This window comes from Shinella sp. OV683 (assembly GCF_057787725.1).
On the sequence record NZ_CM173543.1, the window covers coordinates 683140 to 696340 of the forward strand.

The following is a 13201-nucleotide window of genomic DNA, read 5'->3' on the forward strand; positions in this document are numbered from 1 at the left end:
TCTCAATCCTCCCTCAAGCCACAGCCGAGGACGGCTGGCGTCCGGCGCTGAATTGGCGATCAATCGATTCCGCCGCGTCGCGGCCATTGGCAACAGAGGAAACCGTCAGGTCCTCGCCGCCGAGCACACAGTCGCCGCCCGCCCAGACGCCGTCGAGCGATGTGCGGCCTTCGGCATCGACGACGATGCGGCCACCCTCCAGCTTCAATGCGCCAAGTGCTGACGCTTCGAACTTCTGGCCGATCGCCTTGAAGATCTGGTCGGCGGCAATCACGCCGGTCTCACCGGTGGAAACCAGCTTGCCATCTCTGACCGCAGTATATTCGACTTCGATACCGGCGACCTTGCCGTCCTTGCCGATGATCGATTTCGGCGCCAGCCAGTGGCGGATGATGACGCCCTTGGAGGTCGCCAGATCCTGCTCATATTCCGAGGCGTTCATCTGTTCCTTGCCACGGCGATAGCAGATCGTCACTTCTTCGGCACCGAGCAGCTTGGACTGGATCGCGGCATCGATGGCGGTCATGCCGCCACCAAGCACGACGACGCGTCGGCCAACCTTGATCTCCGCCTTGTTATCAGCCTGACGAAGGCCGGCGATGAAGTCAACGGCATCCTGGACGCCGTCGAAGCCTTCACCACCAACATTCAGCGCATTGACGCCGGCAAGCCCGAGGCCGAGGAACACCGCATCATATTGCGACTGGAGATCGGAAAGGGAGAAGTCGCGGCCAAGAGCCTTGCCATGTTCGACCGTGATGCCGCCGATGGAAAGGACGTAATCAACCTCTGCCTGGGCGAAGTGGTTGGGCGCCTTGTAGGCGGCAATGCCATACTCGTTGAGGCCACCGGACTTTTCACGCGCATCGAAGATGGTGACCACATGCCCCTTGACGGCCAGGCGGTGGGCGGCGGCGAGACCGGCAGGCCCTGCGCCGACAACGGCGACTTTCTTGCCGCTCGGCGCCGCGCGTTTATAAAATTGTTTGTCGGCCGCCATGGCCGCGTCGGTCGCATAACGTTGCAGCCGGCCGATCTCGACAGGTTTTTCTTCGGCCGTGTTGCGCACGCAGGCCTGCTCGCAAAGCGTTTCGGTGGGACAGACGCGCGCGCACATGCCGCCAAGGATGTTCTGGTCGAAAATGGTCTTGGCGGCGCCGATCGGGTTGCCTGTCGATATCTGCCGGATGAACAGCGGGATATCGATTGATGTGGGACAGGCCGTCATGCAAGGCGCGTCATAACAGAAATAGCAGCGGTCCGACGCGACCAAGGCTTCGTGCCGGTCGTAGGCCGGATGCAGATCGGAGAAGTTGGCATCATAGGCTTGCGGGTCGAGGCGACCGCCCTGAATGCCGGGTGTAGTTGTTCCCATTGTTTCTGTTCCTCTCGTTTTCTTTTGACGAAAGGTAGCACAGCCAAAAAATTTATCAAACGGTAAATTTTTGACTATTGGAAGGGTTGGATGATCACCAACACAACGATGCAGGCCACGAAGAGGATGGTGACTGCGGCCGAGTTGCGCAGGAATGCGGAGGGCTGGACCGCCGGCGTTTGCAGCATCTTGCGGAATGCGCCGCCCTGCATGCCGTGGATGCCGCTGAGGATGAAAGCAAGCGTCATCTTGATCATCAGCCAGACGTCGGAGAAGTAGCTGCCGAGATAGCCAAGAGAGAGGCCAAGCACCCAAACGAGCAGCAGGGCAGTGCCGATTATGGGGCCGTTCCAGAATCTGGCGGCCTTCAAGATCCGTTCCGATTGCGCCTGGCCGGCTGCGAGATAGCGCAGCAGAAAACCGTTGAGGATCATACCGCCAACGAAGGTCATCACAGCGATGATATGCGCCGCCTTGATCCAGAAATAGTAGTCCATGCCGTTCTCTCCAATGCCTGGGTGCCCTCGCAGCACGTTTCCGTATTTATTTGTGCTGCCGGTGATTTGAAAGTCAGCGGCTTCGTGCGGCGCAAGTTTTTGTTTTGGAAACGAGCAACGCCGCGCCCGCCAACGCCTTTGGCGGTGGTTTGACCGCCTTCCTTACCGCGATGAGCGTGGGCTCATTTCGCTGAGTTCCGGTCGTCGTGGCGATGTTCGCACAGACTGGCATGATGATGAAGCTGGAGGATGTGGTGGCCAGCCGCCTTCGGCCAGCGATTTCAGCTGGCCGTAGAATACCGGGATCACAACAGGGCGTGATCCCGCGCCTTTTCTTTTCCCTTGGTGGGCAGCACGGCCGGCTTTTGCCGGTCGCGGGTCTGGCGGCTGCGTTCCCGCTCGCGGAATTGCCTGGGGGTGTCGCCGGTCTCGCGTGAGAAGAAGCGTGTGAAGTAAGCAGGATCGGCAAAGCCCAATGTATAGGCAACTTCCTGCGCGGTCATGATGGTGAAGACGAGATCGCGCTTGGCCTGCGAGATGATTTTGTCGCTCAGCAACTCGTTCATCGTCCGGCCCGTCTGGGCCTTGGTGATGCGGTTGAGGTGGGTTACCGAGACATTCAGCTCCCGCGCATAGAAATCCACTGGCAAATGCTCGCGGAAATGTAGGCCGATCAACTGATTGAGGCGGGAAATGCGGGTGATGTCGCGGGTTGCCGCGCCATCTTCCGACTGGTCTGCCAGCTCAGCGGTCGCCGCCAGTGTCAGAGCAATTTCCAGATAGGCGCCGACCAGGCCTTCGCGGGCGCCAAAACCGTTGGCGAGTTCGCTCTGGATGCGATCGAGCGTCACCACCAGGTAGTCACGATCGGGATCGTCGGGCGACAGTTCGATAAGGCGTGGTCGCGAAACGAAATCCCGCAGCCGCGTATCCATCCGCTTGTTGATTGGCAGCCGTTCCGTCAGCGCGGTGATGATCTGGCCATCGATATCCTTGGAGAAGCGAAAGCCGTGACTTACCTTTTCCGGGATCAGCACGATCGCGCCCGGCGACAGCCGATAGACGTTGCCGTCGATGGTCGCATCACCGGTGCCGCCGCGAATTTGCAGGATCTGGAAAAAGTTCTCGTGACGGTGCTGCTTGATCTCCCAATTATAGCGGCTGCTGCGCTCGGAAATGGATTCCGTGTGAATCCAGAAATCCGGCACAGCTTCGCTCGCCTCTCCATAGAGGCCATACGTGGGAACGTTCGTTTTCATGCCTCCTCCTGGCGCCGAAATACCGGTTACTCCTCAATAGCCGGTGTTCGGAAAATGCAATTCTAAGGTCTAAAACTGCATTCTGTGAGAATGACGGGAGCGGTAACATTTTGCAATAGTCGAGAGGGCGTTACCATACGTTTTCTTAAGAAAAGTGAAGGAGAACGCCGTGCGCAGCCAAGTTGTGATCATTGGATCAGGTCCTTCGGGCCTGTTGCTTGGCGCTTTACTGACCAAGGCCGGGATCGAAAACGTGATTCTCGACCGTGTTGGCCGGGACTATATCCTTGGGCGGATCCGTGCCGGCGTGTTGGAATCTGGCACTGCCGACCTTCTGGATGAGGCTGGTGCGGGCGCGCGGATGCGTGCCGAAGGGCTGGTGCATGATGGCGTCAGCCTCGCTTTTGCAGGGCGCCTGCATCGCATCGACCTCAAGGGGCTCAGTGGTAAGTCGGTCATCGTCTATGGTCAGACGGAACTTACGCGTGATCTGATGGACCATCGATTGGAGACCGGCGGGCTAACCATATACGACGCGACTAATGTTGCGCCGCATGATTTCGACGGCCCGCACCCTTATGTGACCTATGAGAAGGACGGCGCCACGCACCGGATCGATTGCGATTTCATCGCTGGCTGCGATGGGTTCCACGGTGTCTCCCGTGCTGCGGTCGAAGGCAAGGGGCTGCAGCATTTTGAAAAGATCTATCCGTTCGGTTGGCTGGGCTTGCTGGCAGACGTGCCTCCTGCGCATCACGAACTGGTATATGCTAATCACTCAAGGGGCTTTGCGCTCTGTTCGCAGCGCTCGCATGTCCGAAGCCGCTACTATCTCCAAGTGCCACTTGAGGAAAAGGTCGAGGCTTGGTCCGACGATGCGTTCTGGGACGAGTTGCGCCGCCGCGTGCCTGCCGAGGTCGGTGATGCCGTCACAACAGGTCCTTCGATTGAGAAATCGATCGCGCCGCTGCGGTCCTACGTCGCCGAGCCGCTGCGGTTCGGAAAGCTGTTCCTGGTCGGTGATGCGGGTCATATCGTGCCGCCGACGGGTGCGAAGGGGCTCAATCTCGCTGCCTCCGATGTGCACTACCTGTTTGAAGGTTTTCGAGATTTCTATCTGGACAGGTCGCCGGCAGCGATCGACGCTTATTCCGCTCGCGCTTTGCAGCGCATCTGGAAGGCCGAACGGTTCTCCTGGTCGATGACGACGCTGATGCACCGCTTTCCGGCAAGCGGCGAATTCGACCAGAAGGTGCAGGAAGCCGAGCTCGATTATCTCTCGGGATCGCATGCCGCACAAACTGCACTTGCGGAAAATTATGTCGGATTGCCTTATTAAGATACACGTTTTTTGCTCGAAAGTCGTGTCGTGCAACCCGATTTTATTTATTGACTAAAAAAATCAAGTTTAATCTTTACTGCGTTTGTCAACTTATGTATCTCTCGTCTCACGCCAGCTGCTTCGGCAGGCTGATTTGCAACGGGATAGGGGCTTATGGGCAAGAAATCTTCGAAGGGAAAAGCGGCCAGCGAACGCCCGCAGGCAGCCGCCGCAAGCCAAGCGAGACCAAGCCTCAGGGGTCGCTCCATCCTTTATGTCGGTGGGCGCGACTGCCAGGTTGCCCATCTCCGCCAGATCGCCGAGAATTTCGGTGCCGAGCTCATCCACCACGACGGTGGGTTGCGTGAGGCGGTTTCCAGAATCGATACCGTACTGCCTTCCGTCGAATGCGTTTTCTGCCCCATCGACTGTATCAGTCATGATGCCTGCTTGCGGGTAAAGACCGGTTGCAAGAAGACAGGCACGTCCTTCGTGCCGTTGCGCAACGGCTCCAAATCCAGCTTCGAGCGCGCCATGCAGGAACTGCACGAAAGGGCCCAGGGATGAGCGACACTACATCGAACGAATTCATGATGATCGGGCTGCACAAGCTGGCGGCCGAGCGTGGCGACGGGCTCATTCCGGAACTGCTGGCGCTCTATGCCGAACGTCAGCGTCTGGCGATGCAGGCGCCGAACGTGGTTGCCTTTCCGGAAGAGCTCGCATCCCCGGCATCGGCACATCCGCTTGGCAATGTCGGCAACGACAATGTCATTGCCTTCAAGCCCTATCTCGCGCAAAAAGCCCGCAGGAGATAAGTGGGAGTCTTGCCGATGTATATCGCCATGAACAGGTTCAAGGTCGCCGCCGGTTTCGAGGCGGAATTCGAGGATGTCTGGAAGAACCGCGATTCCAGCCTTGATACCGTTGCCGGTTTTGTCGAATTCCGGCTGTTGCGCGGCAAGGCTTTCCCGGATGAAGGCTACACGCTGTTTTCTTCGCATACGACCTGGGCATCGGAAGCAGATTTCCAGGCATGGACCAAATCGGAGAATTTTCGCGAAGCGCACAAGAACGCTGCCGGTAACCGCCACCTCTACAAGGGTCCGCCGGTCTTTGAAGGTTTCAACGTCGTAGAAGGTGCATGATGGTCGACCGCGCTTTGACATCCGATGATCGCGTTGAAGTGCTGCCGATGCTGCCCTCGTTGTCGATCCCTGAGAGTCGCGACTTTTACCGGGATTTTCTCGGTTTCAGCGAGGTGGTTTACGAGGACAAGGACTACCTGATCTTACGTCGAGACTTTCTCGGCAGTCCGATGGAAGTGCATTTCTGGCTGACCGATGATCGCAGCATCTGCGAGAATTCGGGTATCTATATTCGTGGCGGCGGCATCGATGCGCTGCATGCGGAATTTAGTGAGCGTAATGTGCCGAAGCTGACACCAATGACCGTGCGGCAATGGAACATGGAAGAGTTCTATGTCTGGGATCCGCACGGCAACATTCTGAAATTCGGCCGCATTCCGCAGGCTTAGGCTGGCCGCCTGAAAAGCGCCCCGACGGCAATCGCCACCCATCCCAGGATCATCATCGTGCCGCCGGTCGGCGCTGACATCGGAAACAGGCCGTGGCCGAATCTCGTCCGGAACAGCAGATCGGCTGAGAACAGGATGCAACCGATGCCGATCAACAGGCTGGCGATCACGGCTGTCCTGATCTTGTCGAACCCGATGTAGAGTGCGAGCAGAGCAGGCGCCTGCGCCATGCAGGCCACGGCGGCGGCGCTGACGAGTCGTGGGTCCTCTCCATGTGCTGCCATAGCCGAAAAGATCACGCCGAAAGCACCGATCAGCCCTGCAAAGAACAAGGTGAGGCGCGGAAAGAGATCTGATTTCATTTCGGGATGCTCTCGTCCTTGTTCTGCATGTGAAAGGCTAGTCGCTCGATTGGCGCCCAGATGATTTCGCGAAGCTTGGGGTGCTCGATTGCCTCCCCCATTGCCTGCTGGAAACACAATATCCAGCCGTCGCGTTCCTCCGCTCCGATCGAGGCGACGAAATGCCGGGAGCGCAGCCGCGGATGGCCGTATTTTTCGGTGTAGATCGGAGGGCCGCCCAGATAGCCGGTCAGGTACTCGTAGAGCTTCTGTTCGGCGCTGGCGAGACTTGGCGGATGCACGGCGCGGCAGGCGCGGGCCTCGGGCAATGTGTCCATCAGGTCATAGAAACGGCTGACCAGCTTGCGGATCGTGTCGTCGCCGCCGATCGCCTGATAAAGTGTGGTCGTTTCTTCGCTCATGGCAACCATATGGCGTGCGGCATGCGCCCGGTCAATGCGGCAAAGCGTGCGCGGCGTCAGCGCTTGAGGCTGAAGGCATCGCTCTCGCCGGGTATGAAGGCCAGTGGCCAGACCTTGTTGTTGGCCTGATCGGGATAGAGGCTAGCATAGGCCGGCATGCCTGCGAGCAATGTTTCGGCCAACGAGCCGCCGAGTTCCGCGAGAGAGAAGGAATGGCAGGTGAGCGAGGGATTGAGGTAGTGCGTACGCGGATTGTCGCGGAAGCCGATAATAGCTACATCTTTGCCTGGCGCCATCCCGTGCTCCTTCAATCCCTGGTAAAGACTGGGCGCGACCGCTTCGCTCGAGAGGATGATTGCAGTTGGTGGATTTGGCATGGCGACGATCCGGGCGGCGATATCGCGGCCTCCCTCGACGATGCGTTCCTGCCGAAACACAAGGCTGGGCTCGTAGCTGATGCCGTTGCGAGCAAGCGAATCGCGATAGCTGGCATGGAAAACATGCCCGAGATTGATGTCGTCAGCTGGAATGGCGACTGCAATCCTGCGATGCCCGTGCTCGACCAGTCGGTCCACCGACTGGCTGGCGACGCCTTCGAAATCGAGGTCGATCCAGCGGAGATCCTCGCCGGTCTCCGACCGGCCAAGTGCGATGAACGGGATGCCGGCCTTCTTCAGGAATTCGATGCGCGCATCGCGGCGGAAGGTGGCCGAAATGATCATCGCATCGACAAGGCGACGGCCAACGATGCGCTGCAGATACTCGACCGGCTGCTGGTCGGCGGGGCAGGGAAAGACGACGAGGTCGAGCTTGTGGCGCGACAGCACGGTCTGCACGCCGTCGAACACGCCCATGAAGAAATCATCGCTCGAAGCGTTGGCGTCGGCGGAAAGCTCGATCATGAAGCCGATCGCGTTAGTGGTGCCCTGCCGCAGGCTGCGCCCCGACTGGTTGGGTGCGTAGCCATAGGCCTGGGCCGCCGCCATGACGCGTTTGCGAGTCTCCGGATTGACGTCCGGCTTGCCATTCAGCGCCCGCGACACCGTTCCAATTGATATGTCGAGGTGCCGGGCAAGCTGCTTTATGCCTTTCATGCGAACGCGTCCTGCAGCAAAAACTTAAGGAGTCATTATTGGTCTATTGACACAGATGCCTATGTTAGCATAGTCTTCGTAAACGTTTACGGAACTTCTTGTCACAAAGCAAGTTCCGGTCCTGCGAGACCAGGGAGGGGTTTTGTGCAGCGAAATACAGTAATTTGCGGCTGCGGCGCGATGGCGCGCGGCTGGCTCAAGGCCATCACTGAAAACGAGGATCTGGCAGCCGGTATCAAGGTCGTCGGTTTCGTCGATCTCGATATCGAGGCGGCCCGCAATCTTGCCCAGGAATTTGGTTTTGACGGTGCTGCGGTTGGCAGCGATCTCGACGCTCTGCTCGCTGAGATCAAGCCGGAACTGCTGTTTGACATCGTCGTGCCGCCGGCGCGCATGAATGTCGTCGCCACCGCACTTGCCCATGGTTGCCATGTGCTGTCTGAAAAGCCGATGGCGTCGTCGCTCGACGATGGTCGCAAGGTCATCCAGCTCGCCCACAAGGCAGGTCGTGTCCACGCCGTCGTGCAGAACCGCCGCTATATCTCGGGCATCCGCCGCCTCAAGGCTTTTGTCGATAGTGGTGCAATCGGCACCCTGACGGGCATCCATTGCGACTTCTTCATCGGCGCGCATTTTGGCGGATTCCGTGAGGAGATGGACAATGTCCTGCTGCTCGACATGGCGATCCACACATTCGACGCTGCCCGTTTCGTCTCCGGCAAGGTGCCGGAGGCGGTGTATTGCCATGAGACCAATCCCGACGGCTCTTGGTATCGCCACGGTGCCTCGGCGTTTGCGATCTTCGAGATGGCTGACAAGGTGACGTTCACCTATCGCGGCTCGTGGTGCGCCGAGGGCGCCAATACCAGCTGGGAGAGCCAGTGGCGGATCACCGGCTCCAAGGGGACGCTGCTCTGGGATGGTGCCGATGGCTTCGATGCGCATCGCGTTGCCTCCGACGAGGGGTTCCTTCGCGAGCAGGAGGAAGTGGCAGTTTCCGAGGATGTCAAGGATTCAGAAACGCATGGTCATGCCAGCGTGATTTCCGCCTTCCTCAAGGCGATTGAAACCGGAGTGCCGCCGGAAACGGTAGCAGACGACAATATTCGTAGTCTCGCCATGGTGTTCGCAGCAATCGAAAGCGCGAAAACCCGCCAGCGAGTGATGATCAGAGAAGGATGAACAGAATGAGCAATCCGGCAAAATCCATTCGCATCGGCACGATGGTGAGCGCCAGCGGGGGCAAGGCGGCGGAGCGTATCGGTCAGATCGGCGATATGGGCTTCGAGAGCTTCGAGCCGTTCTTCTGGCAGACGACGAATGGCCAGGACCTTGCCGACCTCGGCAAGCGCTGCATCGAAGCAATCGGCGACCGCGACATCACCATTTCGACGCTGGGCATGTTCGGTAATCCGCTGGAAACGACCGACATCGATCTCGATACGCTGCAGGGCTGGAAGGATTGCATCGACAACGCCCATCATTTCGGTGCGACATGCGTGGCCGGCTTTACCGGCCGCATCCGCAACAAGCCGCTGACCGACAGCCTGCCGCGCTACAAGGAGATCTGGAGCGAGCTTGCCAAGCGCGCCGCAGACAAGGGCGTCAAGATCGCGTTTGAAAACTGCGCGATGGACGGCAACTGGGCGACCGGCGACTGGAACATCGCCCACAACCCAGACGCCTGGGAGCTGATGTTCAACGAGACTCCCGATGACAATATCGGTCTGGAGTGGGAGCCGTGCCATCAGATGGTCTATCTGATCGATCCGTTGCCGCAGATCCGCAAATGGGCCAGCAAGATCTTCCACGTGCACGGCAAGGACGCGACCATCCGCTGGGATGTCATCAAGGAGCACGGCATTTTCGGCAAGGAAAAGTTCGTCTTCATGCGCACGCCGGGTTTCGGCGACACCAACTGGACGGACGTCATTTCCGAGCTGCGGCTCGCCGGCTGGAGTGGTTCGATCGACATCGAAGGCTGGCATGATCCGGTCTATCGCGACGCGCTGGAGATGACCGGCCAGGTTCACGGGCTCAATTATCTGAAGAATTGCCGAGGCGGAGATTTTATTGTCGATCCTTGATCGTCCGCCTATGGTAGGGCGAACGCCGGGCTGGGAGGCCGGGCGGCGCCACGACTGACTGACATGGGTCTTTTCGCGGCGCAGCCGCTTTTTTGGGAGGAAAGCATGAAAAGAATAGCAGGACTTGCACTGGCACTCGGCACGGCGATGCTGATGACATCGGTCGGCCATGCCGAACAGAAGACTTTCAAGATCTGGTGGTTCGAGGAGCCGACCACAGCCCAAGGTATTGCCTGGACGAAGGCGCTTGAAGAATTCAAGTCGACGCATCCCGACGTGAAGGTCGAGTTCGAGCAGAAGACCTTCCAGCAGCTTCAGGCCTCCGGCGCCATGATCCTCAATTCCGATCAGGCCCCCGACGTTCTTGAGTACAACAAGGGCAATGCGACCGCCGGCCTTGTCTCGAGCCAGGGCCTGCTGACCAATCTCGATGACTATGTGACGAAGGAAGGCTGGGACAAGATCCTCAACGAAGGCGATTTCGTCCTGAGCAAGTACGACGAAAAGGGCATTTATGGCTCCGGCCATGTCTGGGGTATCTCGGTCTACGGCGAATATGTGTCGTGCTTCTACAACCTCGACATGTTCGAAAAGGCCGGCCTGAAAGTACCGACGACACTCGAAGAGTGGGTCGCCGATATGGAAGCCTTCAAGCAGAAGGGCATCACACCTCTCGCCCTCGGCTCCATCGATACCAGCGGCCAGCATCTGATTGCCTCTCTCGCCTATACCAAGGCCGACGATACCTGGGTGCAGAACTATCAGGGCCTCAAGGCACCGCTCGACGGCGCGCCTTATCTCTATGCGGCCAATACTCTGATGGACTGGGTCGCGAAGGGCTATATCAGCAAGGACTCGACGGGCATGAAGGACCCGGACGCGGCCCTGCTCTTCACCTCCGGCAAGGCGCCGATGTATGTTTCCGGCACCTGGAATCTCGGCACGTTCTCGTCGACCATCAAGGACTTCAAGTGGGGTCAGTTCGTGATCCCGACGCCGAAATACTCGGTCGGTTCGACGGGCAACCTCTGGGTCGTTCCGAAGGCCAGCAAGAACCACGATCTCGCCGCCGAATGGATCAGCCTGACCCTGTCGCCGAAGTATCAGGCCGAACTCGGCAACAACGGTGGTGTTCCGATTGCGGCGGATGCGGCTGCGATCACCAACCCTGTCGGCAAGAATGCCGCTTCGGTCTTCAAGCAGATTTCGGACAAGAACGGCCTCGGCTTCTATCCTGACTGGCCGGTGCCGGGCTACTACGACGTGCTCATCCAGAAGGGTACGGGCCTCTTCCAGGGATCGCTGACCGCCGAGCAGTTCGTCGAGCAGATCAAGCAGATCTACGACGACGCGCAGGAAAACCAGTAAGCGATCTTCAAAGCCAGGCTGCGCCCTCGGGCGCAGCCCATTCTGGAGGCGTGAGGAAGAACGACATGGCAGCAGTCAGTCAGCAGTCGAGCGACAGCCGGCGCGTTTATAGCCTGTATCTTATCCCGGGAGCGATCGGCTTCATCCTGATCGTGCTGATACCGCAACTGGCCAATCTGGTGCTGAGCTTCACGGTCTGGAAGGGCGTCGGCACGCCGCGCCTGGTCGGCCTGCAGAACTATCATCGGCTGCTCACCGACGACCAATTCTGGGGATCGATGTACCATACGCTGCTGTTCATCGTCTCGATGACGGTCCTGCCCGTATGTATCGGACTGGTGCTGGCTGCCGTGCTGTTCGACTATGTCAGGGAGGAGTTCGGGGAGGGCGTTGCAAGCTTTTTCAGGGCCGGTTTCTATCTGCCGCAAATTCTTCCCGTGACGGTCGCTGGCGTCCTCTGGGGTTGGATTCTCAATCCCGTCGGCGTCATCAACATCGTTCTCAAGGCAATCGGCCTTGAATCGCTGGCCCAGAACTGGGTCGGTGACGCGACATATGCGCTTCCCGCCGTTTCGCTTGTCATCGTCTGGATTCAGGTCGGCTATTGCTTGGTTGTGTTCATGGCCGGCCTTTCTCGCATCGACCCTTCTCTCTATGAAGCAGCCCAGCTGGACGGCGCCAGCTGGTGGAGTCGGCTGGTGACGATCACCATTCCATTGCTGGCGCCTGAAATCTTCGTCGTGGTCCTGACAACGCTGATCGCGGCGCTTAAAGTTTTCGCGCCGATCTTCGTCATTACCGCGGGCGGGCCCGACAATGCCACGCTCGTGCCCTCCTATCTGACCTACTACCACTTCTTCACAACACAGCGCGTGGGCTATGCCGCAGCGATCGCGGTCGTGCAAACGATCCTTACGATCGCCCTGGCGGTGATCTTCCTGCGCTTCCAGGCTCGGCAGGAGGCGACGGAGTAGATCATGACCTATTCAGCTCTCGGCGACGATAAGACCAAGGCCAGGGCGACGGCGACGGCGACAGCCCATCGCACCCGGCGCGACCCGATGCGATGGGTGGTGCTGACCATCCTTGTCTTGCTTCTCGCCTTCACGCTTTTTCCGTTCTTCCTTGCCCTGCTCAATGCCGTCAAGGCGAGTGCCGAGTACGCCGTCGGCGGACCGCTTTCGCTCCCGCAAACGATAGACCTTACAGCGGTCGAGAAATTCTGGGTGGTTTCCGATTTTAGTCGGAAGCTGGTCAACAGCGTGGTGATCAGCCTCAGTGTGTCGGTGTTGGGGGTGCTGATCAGCCTCTTCAACGCCTACGCGATCGGAATCGGCAAGGTGCCTGGCTCGCGTTTCATTCTCGTGATCTTGCTTATGGGCATCATGGTCCCGCAGGAGTCGATCATTTACCCGCTCTACTACATGGCGAAGGCGACCGGCCTCTACGATACGCAACTCGTCGTCATCATCATTTTCGCAGTCCTCCAAAGTGCTTTCGGGACTTACCTGCTCTCGACCGTCCTGAGCACGTTTCCGAAGGAAATCCTCGAGGCGGCCGAGATGGATGGTTCGAACCACTGGAAGACGCTGTGGTTCGTTGTGGTCCCGGTGCTGCGACCGGCGCTCATGGTCTTGGGAACCTTCTTCTTCATCTGGACCTGGAACGAATTTCTGATCCCGCTGGTCATGCTCGTGTCCAACAACAATCAGACGGTCTCCGTGGCGATGGGGCTTACCCGGGGCCAGAACATGTCGGACCCGGTGCTACAGGCGTCGGCCGCGTTCCTTGGCATCATTCCGACCGTGATCTTCTTTCTGATCTTCCAGCGTACGCTAACGCGCGGCATCGCAGCCGGAGCAGTCAAATGACGGCGCTCTTCACTCTCGGGCATTTCATC

Annotated in this window: 16 protein-coding genes; 10 read left to right on the forward strand and 6 right to left on the reverse strand. The window is 58.8% G+C overall.

The window, feature by feature from the left end:
• Positions 1-13 precede the first annotated feature (13 nt).
• The 3 genes from ACXHRN_RS03310 to ACXHRN_RS03320 form a co-directional block, all read right to left on the reverse strand.
• Complete coding sequence (locus tag ACXHRN_RS03310) at positions 14-1375, reverse strand: NAD(P)-dependent oxidoreductase (protein WP_488639925.1); 1362 nt, start codon at positions 1373-1375, stop codon at positions 14-16.
• Between the two features lie 74 nt (positions 1376-1449).
• Entirely contained in the window at positions 1450-1872 is a 423-nt protein-coding gene (locus ACXHRN_RS03315) for a CopD family protein (RefSeq protein ID WP_488639926.1), read from the reverse strand.
• A gap of 305 nt (positions 1873-2177) precedes the next feature.
• Positions 2178-3131 carry a helix-turn-helix domain-containing protein gene (locus tag ACXHRN_RS03320; RefSeq protein WP_488639927.1) on the reverse strand — a complete coding sequence of 318 codons (954 nt, stop codon included), beginning with the start codon at positions 3129-3131 and terminating at the stop codon, positions 2178-2180.
• 169 nt (positions 3132-3300) lie between these two features.
• Between ACXHRN_RS03320 and pobA the strand changes: the two genes are divergently transcribed.
• From pobA to ACXHRN_RS03345, 5 genes are all read left to right on the forward strand, one after another.
• Entirely contained in the window at positions 3301-4470 is a 1170-nt protein-coding gene (gene pobA, locus ACXHRN_RS03325) for a 4-hydroxybenzoate 3-monooxygenase (protein WP_488639928.1), read from the forward strand.
• A gap of 156 nt (positions 4471-4626) precedes the next feature.
• Positions 4627-5019: a DUF2325 domain-containing protein gene (locus ACXHRN_RS03330; protein WP_488639929.1), complete on the forward strand. Its 393-nt coding sequence runs from the start codon at positions 4627-4629 to the stop codon at positions 5017-5019.
• The gene (locus ACXHRN_RS03335) at positions 5016-5270 is read left to right on the forward strand and encodes a hypothetical protein (RefSeq protein WP_488639930.1); all 255 of its coding nucleotides are present in this window, start codon (positions 5016-5018) and stop codon (positions 5268-5270) included. The genes ACXHRN_RS03330 and ACXHRN_RS03335 overlap by 4 nt, the downstream gene beginning before the upstream one ends.
• A 15-nt stretch (positions 5271-5285) precedes the next feature.
• Positions 5286-5600 carry a heme-degrading protein HmuQ gene (gene hmuQ / locus ACXHRN_RS03340; protein ID WP_488639931.1) on the forward strand — a complete coding sequence of 105 codons (315 nt, stop codon included), beginning with the start codon at positions 5286-5288 and terminating at the stop codon, positions 5598-5600.
• A complete protein-coding gene (locus ACXHRN_RS03345; RefSeq protein WP_488639932.1) occupies positions 5597-5989 on the forward strand; it encodes a bleomycin resistance protein in 393 nt (130 codons plus the stop codon). Before hmuQ ends, ACXHRN_RS03345 begins: the two co-directional genes overlap by 4 nt.
• Here the strand turns inward: ACXHRN_RS03345 and ACXHRN_RS03350 are convergent.
• Genes ACXHRN_RS03350 through ACXHRN_RS03360 form a run of 3 tightly spaced genes read right to left on the reverse strand, consistent with a single transcriptional unit; the run spans position 5986 to position 7846 of the window.
• Positions 5986-6351 carry a DUF423 domain-containing protein gene (locus ACXHRN_RS03350; protein WP_488639933.1) on the reverse strand — a complete coding sequence of 122 codons (366 nt, stop codon included), beginning with the start codon at positions 6349-6351 and terminating at the stop codon, positions 5986-5988. The two genes, ACXHRN_RS03345 and ACXHRN_RS03350, sit on opposite strands and share 4 nt — an antisense overlap.
• Positions 6348-6752 (reverse strand): group II truncated hemoglobin, encoded by a 405-nt coding sequence (locus ACXHRN_RS03355; RefSeq protein WP_488639934.1) that lies wholly within the window; start codon positions 6750-6752, stop codon positions 6348-6350. The genes ACXHRN_RS03350 and ACXHRN_RS03355 overlap by 4 nt, the downstream gene beginning before the upstream one ends.
• Positions 6753-6808: 56 nt before the next feature.
• Positions 6809-7846, reverse strand: coding sequence for a substrate-binding domain-containing protein (locus tag ACXHRN_RS03360; RefSeq protein WP_488639935.1), 1038 nt, complete (start codon positions 7844-7846; stop codon positions 6809-6811).
• A 180-nt stretch (positions 7847-8026) separates the two neighbouring features.
• Here ACXHRN_RS03360 and ACXHRN_RS03365 point away from each other — a divergent pair, with 180 nt between their 5' ends.
• The 5 genes from ACXHRN_RS03365 (at position 8027) to ACXHRN_RS03385 (ending at position 13172) form a co-directional block, all read left to right on the forward strand.
• Positions 8027-9028: a Gfo/Idh/MocA family protein gene (locus ACXHRN_RS03365; protein ID WP_488641813.1), complete on the forward strand. Its 1002-nt coding sequence runs from the start codon at positions 8027-8029 to the stop codon at positions 9026-9028.
• A gap of 5 nt (positions 9029-9033) precedes the next feature.
• Entirely contained in the window at positions 9034-9933 is a 900-nt protein-coding gene (locus tag ACXHRN_RS03370; protein WP_488639936.1) for a sugar phosphate isomerase/epimerase family protein, read from the forward strand.
• A 105-nt stretch (positions 9934-10038) separates the two neighbouring features.
• Complete coding sequence (locus ACXHRN_RS03375; protein ID WP_488639937.1) at positions 10039-11301, forward strand: ABC transporter substrate-binding protein; 1263 nt, start codon at positions 10039-10041, stop codon at positions 11299-11301.
• 65 nt (positions 11302-11366) lie between these two features.
• Positions 11367-12275, forward strand: a complete 909-nt coding sequence (locus tag ACXHRN_RS03380) for a carbohydrate ABC transporter permease (RefSeq protein WP_488639938.1) — start codon at positions 11367-11369, stop codon at positions 12273-12275.
• 3 nt (positions 12276-12278) lie between these two features.
• Complete coding sequence (locus ACXHRN_RS03385; protein ID WP_488639939.1) at positions 12279-13172, forward strand: carbohydrate ABC transporter permease; 894 nt, start codon at positions 12279-12281, stop codon at positions 13170-13172.
• Positions 13173-13201: the final 29 nt, after the last annotated feature.

Excerpts from the sequence above, each read along its gene's own strand:
- ACXHRN_RS03310 (WP_488639925.1), bottom strand. The coding sequence starts at position 1,375 with ATGGGAACAACTACACCCGGCATTCAGGGCGGTCGCCTCGACCCGCAA.
- ACXHRN_RS03315 (WP_488639926.1), bottom strand. The coding sequence starts at position 1,872 with ATGGACTACTATTTCTGGATCAAGGCGGCGCATATCATCGCTGTGATG.
- ACXHRN_RS03320 (WP_488639927.1), bottom strand. The coding sequence starts at position 3,131 with ATGAAAACGAACGTTCCCACGTATGGCCTCTATGGAGAGGCGAGCGAA.
- ACXHRN_RS03330 (WP_488639929.1), top strand. The coding sequence starts at position 4,627 with ATGGGCAAGAAATCTTCGAAGGGAAAAGCGGCCAGCGAACGCCCGCAG.
- ACXHRN_RS03335 (WP_488639930.1), top strand. The coding sequence starts at position 5,016 with ATGAGCGACACTACATCGAACGAATTCATGATGATCGGGCTGCACAAG.
- hmuQ (WP_488639931.1), top strand. The coding sequence starts at position 5,286 with ATGTATATCGCCATGAACAGGTTCAAGGTCGCCGCCGGTTTCGAGGCG.
- ACXHRN_RS03345 (WP_488639932.1), top strand. The coding sequence starts at position 5,597 with ATGATGGTCGACCGCGCTTTGACATCCGATGATCGCGTTGAAGTGCTG.
- ACXHRN_RS03350 (WP_488639933.1), bottom strand. The coding sequence starts at position 6,351 with ATGAAATCAGATCTCTTTCCGCGCCTCACCTTGTTCTTTGCAGGGCTG.
- ACXHRN_RS03355 (WP_488639934.1), bottom strand. The coding sequence starts at position 6,752 with ATGAGCGAAGAAACGACCACACTTTATCAGGCGATCGGCGGCGACGAC.
- ACXHRN_RS03360 (WP_488639935.1), bottom strand. The coding sequence starts at position 7,846 with ATGAAAGGCATAAAGCAGCTTGCCCGGCACCTCGACATATCAATTGGA.
- ACXHRN_RS03365 (WP_488641813.1), top strand. The coding sequence starts at position 8,027 with ATGGCGCGCGGCTGGCTCAAGGCCATCACTGAAAACGAGGATCTGGCA.
- ACXHRN_RS03370 (WP_488639936.1), top strand. The coding sequence starts at position 9,034 with ATGAGCAATCCGGCAAAATCCATTCGCATCGGCACGATGGTGAGCGCC.
- ACXHRN_RS03375 (WP_488639937.1), top strand. The coding sequence starts at position 10,039 with ATGAAAAGAATAGCAGGACTTGCACTGGCACTCGGCACGGCGATGCTG.
- ACXHRN_RS03380 (WP_488639938.1), top strand. The coding sequence starts at position 11,367 with ATGGCAGCAGTCAGTCAGCAGTCGAGCGACAGCCGGCGCGTTTATAGC.
- ACXHRN_RS03385 (WP_488639939.1), top strand. The coding sequence starts at position 12,279 with ATGACCTATTCAGCTCTCGGCGACGATAAGACCAAGGCCAGGGCGACG.